Origin of the sequence: Xenorhabdus sp. KK7.4 (assembly GCF_963876465.1) — a bacterium.
GTDB classification, from domain to species: domain Bacteria; phylum Pseudomonadota; class Gammaproteobacteria; order Enterobacterales; family Enterobacteriaceae; genus Xenorhabdus; species Xenorhabdus stockiae.
In genome coordinates this window covers 5,185-13,020 of the sequence record NZ_CAWNQF010000097.1, presented here as the reverse complement: position 1 = coordinate 13,020, position 7,836 = coordinate 5,185, and the positions used below count along the sequence as shown (strand labels likewise).

Genomic DNA, 7,836 nt, shown 5'->3' with positions numbered 1-7,836 from the left:
CTGACATTCCGCCGTGTGGTGGAAAAAGTGGATTATCCGTTGTCGTTGATCGCCTATGAGCAAGGTAACCAGTTCATCATCAGATTTAATTACGGTGAAGACTGGCTGACTGATGAGCAGGCTCAACGATTACTGAACCAGCTTGAACGCATTCTGCATGCGGTGGCTTGCCATCCGGAACAGCCTCATGCCACCATCACCTGTCTCAGTGAGGCAGAGCGTCATACGCTGTTGCACGGCTGGAACCAGACCGATGCGCCTTATCCGCAGGATAAAACCCTGCAACAGTTGTTTGAGGCTCAGGTCGAGAGGACACCAAATGCTATTGCACTGAAATTTGACGATCAAATAATCAGCTATGCGCAATTAAATCAAAACGCCAATCGACTGGCGCATTATCTCCGCACGGCGTTTCAGATTCCTCCTGATACGTTGATCGGAGTGTGCATGGAGCGTAGTACTGAAATGGTCGTGGCACTACTGGCTATATTAAAAGCAGGAGGAGCCTATGTTCCGCTTGATCCTAGCTATCCAAAAGAACGACTAGATGACATTCTGTATGATGCTGCTCCCCGTGCATTGTTGTGTCACCGCGAGATTTCAGATGAAGTCCGTACTCTGCTGACAGACTATGCAACCAATGCCGGCTCCTGTGTTGTTGACCTGAACGCAGATATCGGTAAATGGTCGTGCCTGAGCCACAACAACCCATCAACAGACACTATTGCTCTGACATCATCCCATCTGGCCTATGTGATTTACACTTCAGGTTCGACTGGAAAACCAAAAGGGGTGATGAATGAACACCGTGGTGTGGTTAATCGTCTTGTGTGGATGCAGAAAGCCTATCCGCTAACCGCCGATGATGTCGTATTACAAAAAACTCCATTTAGTTTTGATGTTTCCGTCTGGGAGTTTTTCTGGCCGTTGATGTACGGCGCCGGTTTGGTGGTAGCCAAACCGGAGGGCCATAAAGACCCTCTCTATTTGAGCCAGCTGATTTGTCAGCACAATATCACCACACTTCATTTTGTTCCTTCCATGCTGTCGCTGTTTCTGCAACACGCATCTGCCAATGTTGGGAAGTTTGTCAGACGGGTGTTCTGTAGTGGGGAAGCACTCCCTGTCCACACGGTATTGCAATTTCATGAACAGTTTGCTGACGTGGAACTACATAACTTGTATGGGCCGACCGAAGCCGCCATTGATGTGGCAGCATGGGATTGCAGTTTGAGGAAAACCGGTGACTTAACCAAGAATAGCGTGATCCCTATTGGTAAGCCGATTGATAATATTCAGCTCTATATTCTCGATAATGACACTCAACCGGTACCAATAGGCGTGGCAGGAGAACTGTATATTTCAGGTATAGGTGTCGCTCGAGGTTATCTGAACAAACCGGAATTGACAGCGGAAAAATTTATTCGTGATCCGTTTAGCCCGGACCCCAAGAAAAAAATGTATCGCACTGGGGATCTGGCTCGTTATTTATCAAACGGTAACATCGAATATCTGGGACGCAATGATTTTCAGGTCAAAATCCGTGGCTTCCGCATTGAACTGGGGGAAATTGAAGGTGTGCTTACTTCCCATCCACAGGTCAGACAGGCGATCGTGGTTGACCGAGAGCATAGTGACTATAAAGGATTGGCAGCTTATTTGGTTGCCGAGGATGCAATGTCCACAGGCATGCTGTTGGCGCACTTATCTGAGCGCCTGCCGGACTATATGCTACCCACCAGCTTTACCTTTATCGACGCTATTCCTCTGACGCAAAACGGCAAAGTGGATCGCAAAGCCTTACCGGAACCGGCTTTCGATAACAGAGATAATTATGTTGCGCCCCGTAATGCCCTAGAAACCCAACTTTGTACTATTTGGCAGACGGTGTTAGGGCTGGAGCAAGTCGGTATTGAAGATAACTTCTTCCGTGTCGGCGGCAACTCCCTGACCGCGATTAAGCTGATTGCTGCCATTCGCCGTACCCTGTCTACGGATATTTCACTGACACAACTGTTTGAACTGAAAACCATCGTCAGGTTAGCCATGCAGATGGATGAACAAATTCAAACGGTGATCCCGCATAAGCCCCAAGAGCGTTATCCCTTATCGTTTGCGCAGGAGCGAATGCTGTTTATCGAGCAATATGAGCAGGGTTCGGATGTTTACCATATTCCCTATCTGGTTCAGTTGGGTAACGCCGACACTCTGCCTTTACTGGAAACTGCCATTAACCGATTAGCGGAACGCCATGCGGTGCTGAGAACCGTGTATCGTAGTGATGATCACGACCAGAGTTATCAGCAGGTATTGGAAACAGACTTGGTGTTCCAGTCTCAATCCTGTGACAACAGGGATAGCTTGCTGGCTAACGTCCGCACCGAGATAGCCACCCCCTTTGATTTGACCACCGAGCCGAGTCTGCGCCTGCGGCATTATCAGGTCGCAGACAGCCATTACTTATTACTGTTATGGCACCATATTGCAATGGATGGCTGGTCCATTGATATCTTTATGGCGGAACTGGCGGCGGTTTACTACGCACTGCAAGCGGGTCGTGACAGCCAGCTCCCTGCGCTGGATATCACCTACGGAGATTATGCGGCATGGCAACGGGATTATTTGCAGGGAGACATCCGCGAACAACAACTGGCTTACTGGCAACAGACGCTGGCGGGCTATGAATCGCTGGCTCTGCCCACCGATCACCCCAGACCGGCACAGGTCAATTATCAGGGGCGGGATATTAATTTTACGCTGGACGCACAGCTGTCTGAACAGCTACGGACACTGGCAAAAACGCAGGAAACCACCCTGTATACCGTGCTGCTCAGTGCATTTTACGTCACACTGGCGAAATTATCCGGGCAGGATGACATCGTTATCGGTACCCCGACAGATAACCGCCACCATGCGCAAACACTGCCACTACTGGGGATGTTCGTTAACTCATTGGCCTTAAGGGTACAGCTACAACATACCGACAGCGTAACCGCGTTGATTGCACAGGTACACAAACGGGTTAGCGGTGCCAAAGCCCATCAGGATATGCCGTTTGAACAGTTGGTTGAAGCGCTGAACATTGAACGGGATACCGCCCGTCATCCGCTATTTCAGGTAATGTTCAGTGTGCAGGCTTTCGGTGAACATAATGGCGGCGAAAATCCGTCAGCTAACCGACTGCCATTCAAGCCGGTGACGCTGGATGAACCCTTATACAGCCCCGCGAAGTTTGACCTGAGTCTGTTTTTATCTGATGGCAAAACAGCGATTACCGGTTGCCTGAACTACGCCCTGAGCCTATTTAACGACACTAGCATTACCCGCATCATGGAGAGTTACCAACGAGTTTTGAGGGCGTTTGTAGCAAACCAACAACAATCGTTGTTCAGCATTGATATTTTATCAGCACAGGAACGTCATACCTTATTGTACCACTGGAATCAGACCGATGCTCCATATCCGCAGAATAAGACCCTGTCACAGTTGTTTGAAGTGCAGACGGCAAGGACACCGGATAATGTTGCACTGGTGTTTGAAGGCAAAACCCTGACCTATCGCCAACTTAGTGAAAGGGCAAACCAACTGGCGCGTGTGATCCGTGAACGTTATCAACAACAGCATTATATACCGATGCCTATGGAGACATTGATCGTACTCTATTTGGATCGCAGCCCGGAAATGGTTATCGGTATACTGGCGGTACTCAAAGCCGGCGGGGCTTATGTACCAGTATCACCGGATTATCCGCCGGAGCGGGTTCAGTTTATGCTGGACGATACGCAATCACCCTGTGTGGTGACTCAGCAACAGTTTTTTCCCACATTGCAGGCTCACGTTCAGGCACTCGTGACGCAGCCCACCCTGATTGCCACAGATGACAGTCGTGTGACTGAACACTATTCAACAGACAATCTGGCGTTAGCCGGTCAAGCAATAGATTTAGCCTATGTTATTTATACCTCTGGCACGACCGGGAAACCTAAAGGGGTCTTGCAGACCCACCATAACGTCAATCGTTTATTTACCACCAGTCAAAAAGATTACCAGTTCGATCAACACGATGTCTGGGTACTTTTCCATGCGTATACGTTTGATTTTAGTGTGTGGGAATTATGGGGAGCTTTGCTCTATGGCGGACGTTTAATTATCCCAACGGTTGAGTGCACTAAGGATTTCAATCAATTAAGCCAATTATGTACCGAGCAGCAGGTGACGGTACTGAATCAAACGCCAGGGGCGTTTTATGCCTTTATCGACGAAGCCGTCAACAACTGCGCAGAATTCCCTCACCTTCGCTACGTGATCTTTGGCGGTGATAAATTAAATCCAGTGCAGTTAACACCCTGGTGGGATCGTTATGGCGATCTAAAACCAGTGCTCATCAATATGTATGGGATCACCGAAACCACTGTCCATGTGACTTATAAAAAATTAACGCAAGGCGATACCAGCACGGTATCCTGCATTGGACGTCCTCTGAGTGACATGTCTGCCTATATACTGAATTCTGCCGGACAACTGGCACCGATAGGTGCCCCCGGCGAACTTTACATTGGCGGCGCAGGGCTGGCACGGGGCTATTTAAACCGACCGGAATTAACCGCTGAACGTTTTATTGAAAACCCGTTTGCCACCGATAAGCACAAAAAGTTAGGTTACACAAGTCTGTATAAAACCGGTGATTTAGCGCGCTGGCTACCCGATGGTGAATTGGAATATCTGGGACGCAATGATTTTCAGGTCAAAATTCGTGGCTACCGCATTGAGCTAGGCGAAATTGAAAGTACCTTGGTGGCACATCCACAGATTAAACAGGCGGTTGTTATCGATTGCGAGTATCAGGGCAATACCTTACTGAGCGCTTATCTGGTGATTGACGGGTTTTTAGCCGATGAAGCTCTGCTTGCACATTTATCAGCACATCTGCCAGACTATATGCTGCCCGCCAGTTTTACTTTTATCGAGGCTATTCCCCTGACGCTAAACGGCAAAGTGGATCGCAGCGCCTTACCGGAGCCGGTTTTCGGTCACAGCGAAAATTATGTTGCGCCCCGTAATGCCCTGGAAACCCAGCTTTGTGAGATTTGGCAGGCGGTTTTAGGACTGGAACAGGTAAGTATCCACGATAATTTCTTCCGCATTGGGGGCGACTCCATTGTCAGCATCCAGTTGGCATCCAAACTCCGTCAGGCCGGTTTTTCGCTTCAGGTGAAAACCCTTTTTGAGGCCCCGACGGTGGCACAATTAGCGCCCTTACTGCTGCAAACCAAGTCCAAGGCCGACATCGTTGCCGAACAAGGGGTATTAAACGGGGAGTTTGCGTTATTGCCGGTTCAGCACACCTTCTTTGACTGGCCGTTAGCGCAGCCACATCACTGGAATCAGGCCTTTATGGTTCAGATCCCCGGCCATCTCCAAGCGGCACAGCTTGAGCAAGCCCTGATGGCCTTAACGGATCGGCATGATATGTTACGCGCCCGTTTTGTTGCCACCGAGCAGGGATATCACCAATGTTATTTCGCGGATATTTCAGCTTCACTGCCGCAGTTAAAACACGCAGATATCCGTCAGTGTGATACGGAAGCACTGCGTCAACAACTCACCCAGTGGCAAAGTGGGTTCGATTACCACAACGGGCCACTCTGGCAGGCTGCACACCTGACCGGCTATGCCGATGGCAGTGCGCAGTTATTTTTTGCCTTCCATCATCTGATTATTGATGCGGTGTCCTGGCGGATTATTGCCGAAGATATGCGTTTGCTCTTGCAGGGGATGGCACTGTCCGCGAAAACCAGCAGTTATCGCCAATGGGTAGCTGCGGTTCAGGAATATGCCCGACAACATCAACATGAAGTGCCTTACTGGCAACAGGTGCTGGCAGGCCATCACAGCAAACCGGCGCTGGACAGCCTCACACACCATCAGCTAGGTCTGTCGGCGGAAATGACCGATATTCTGCTGCATGAAGCGAATAAGGGTTATCACACGGAAATTAATGATCTGTTGCTGAGTGCGCTGACTGTGGCCTTACAGGAAACATTCGACCAATCCGCCAATCACATCATTCTGGAAAGCCACGGGCGGGAATCGATTGATAACACCATCGATGTCTCGGAAACCGTCGGTTGGTTTACAACACTTTATCCGGTTCGTCTCGAAAACCAGACAGATATAGTCGATACCCTAATTCATACCAAAGAGATGCTTCGCGCGGTGCCGAACAAAGGCATGGGTTACGGGGCATTAGAGCAGGCGGGTTATCTGGACGGTGATTTACCGTCTATCAGTTTCAACTATCTGGGGCAGTTAGGCTGTGCCAGCCGTCAAAACTGGTCAATCACTGACGATGATTGCGGAACGATGATAGCCAGCGAAAACGACCGTCATGTGTTGCTGGGCATTAATGGTGCCGTTCAAACCGGAAGGCTACGGTTTTATGTTGATTCCCGCCTGCCTCAGCCTAAGACAGCCCTGTTTATCCGGGCATTCGGGCAGGCACTCCATGACGTTATCTCTGTGGCACAAAAACAGGCGCAGGCGGGGGGGATCAAAACCGCCAGTGACTACGGTATCAAGGGACTTTCCGTCAAACACTTGCGCCACCTTCAACAACACTATCAGCTTGAAGCGTTGTCCCCCGCCACCAGCTTACAACAAGGATTTATTTACCATCATCTGGCTCAGCCACAGGATGATGCCTATCGCGTACAACTGCTGTTGGATTACCACACCGCCATTAATGTTGACGCCTATCAACAGGCCTGGGCACTGGCCTCACTGCGTTTCCCCATCCTCAGAACCGCCTTTGACTGGGCTGAAGACCTCTTACAAATCGTCATAATGGATGCCAGCATTAATGCGGCAAATTTCCAACACGAAGACATTACCCAGTTACCAGAAGAAGAAAAAAACAGGGCGATTGATACGCTTCAACAACATGATCTCACCCTACCATTTGATTTACGTCAGCCTGGGTTAGCGCGCTTTATCCTGATTAAACAACATCAACAGTTGGTTACCGTAGTTATCACCCTACACCACAGCATCATTGATGGCTGGAGCTACCCGATTTTATTGCAAACCGTCCATGACTATTACAACGCACTCGTACAGGGTCGCACGCCTGAAATCGTTGTAGATAATGCTTATCTGGCGACCCAGCAATATTACCGGGATCACCTGACCGAAACGGACCTTTATTGGTCTGAACGCAAAACGCAATGGCAGGGCGCGAATGATTTATCGGCGCTGTTAAGCCACCGGGTTGACTTAACCCGGATAAAAACGGTTAATAAAACAGCATGTCAGCAACTCATTGTGCAGGATAACGCGTATGAACAGCTGAAAAACACCTGTCGGGCACAAGGGATAACGCTGAATGTAGCTCTGCAATTTGCCTGGCATAAACTGTTGCACATTTATACCAGTGATGAACAGACGATAGTCGGCACTACTGTCTCTGGACGGGATATTCCCGTTACAGGGATCGAGTCCAGTGTCGGTCTGTATATCAATACGTTGCCGTTGGTTGTGCAGTGGAAACCAACCAGCAGCGTGGTCACTATTTTACAACATATCCAAAAAACTATCGCTGACCTCAATAGCTACAGTGCCGTCTCTCTCTCTGGCCTGCAATCTGACGGAAAACGGTTATTCCAGAGCCTGCTGGTGTTTGAAAACTATCCTGTGCCGGTAGCAGACGAAAACCAGACCGGCATCGAACAGACACTGACATTCCGCCGTGTGGTGGAAAAAGTGGATTATCCGTTGTCGTTGATCGCCTATGAGCAAGGTAACCAGTTCATCATCAGATTTAATTACGGTGAAGACTGG

Annotated in this window: 1 protein-coding gene; it reads left to right on the top strand. The window is 49.4% G+C overall.

Translation table 11 applies throughout. The annotated features are described in order from the left end of the window. On the top strand, positions 1-7,836 hold a 7,836-nt coding region (locus AACS90_RS17135), incomplete at both ends, for a non-ribosomal peptide synthetase (protein ID WP_193757287.1).